The organism is Sphingomonas mangrovi (assembly GCF_047975845.1).
Classification (GTDB): domain Bacteria; phylum Pseudomonadota; class Alphaproteobacteria; order Sphingomonadales; family Sphingomonadaceae; genus Sphingomonas.
Genome location: NZ_JBIUCZ010000076.1, coordinates 1 through 634, shown reverse-complemented (window position 1 = coordinate 634; position 634 = coordinate 1). Strand labels below are relative to the sequence as shown.

Annotated in this window: 1 protein-coding gene; it reads left to right on the top strand. The window is 70.8% G+C overall.

The window, feature by feature from the left end; genetic code table 11:
• Positions 1 to 29: 29 nt before the first annotated feature.
• A partial coding sequence (locus ACBY01_RS17175; RefSeq protein WP_416462206.1) for an IS30 family transposase occupies positions 30 to 634 on the top strand: 605 nt, incomplete at its 3' end.

Genomic DNA, 634 nt, shown 5'->3' with positions numbered 1-634 from the left:
GAAGTGCAACACCAGGTTGAGGTGTTGCGATGGGAACCAGGTACCGACAGCTCTCGTATGCGGAACGGTGTGCGATTGCCCGGCTTCGCGAAGCCGGGCAATCGCTCCGGCAAGTCGCGGCAGCTCTGGATCGCCCGCCATCGACGATTGCTCGAGAGGTAAACCGCAATGCCGGTCGCCAGATCGGCTATCGGCCCGACTATGCCGACCAGCAGGCCCGCGCCCGCCGCTGGACGGGTGCGCGGCTGGCACGCGACGCACCTTTGCGCGAAGCAGTGCTCGACCGGCTCGCCGCCGGCTGGTCGCCCGAGCAGGTCGCCGGACGCCTGGCGCTGGATGCCGGCCGCCCGGTGCTCAGCCACGAGAGCATCTATCGCTTCATCCATGCCCAGATCGCGCGGACCCAGGACTTCGCCTGGCGGCTCTATCTGCCGCGCGCCAAGTCGCGCCGCGGCCGGCGCGGCCGCAAGGGCGGCGATCCCTTGCGGCGGTTCCGCGACCGCGTCGCCCTCGACCAGCGCCCCGCCGAGGCCGACGATCGCAGGGTGCCCGGCCACTGGGAGAGCGACACGCTGCTCTTCTCCGACCGCGGCCAGATGGTCCTTGCCGCCCATGAGCGCAGCTCGCGCCTCAC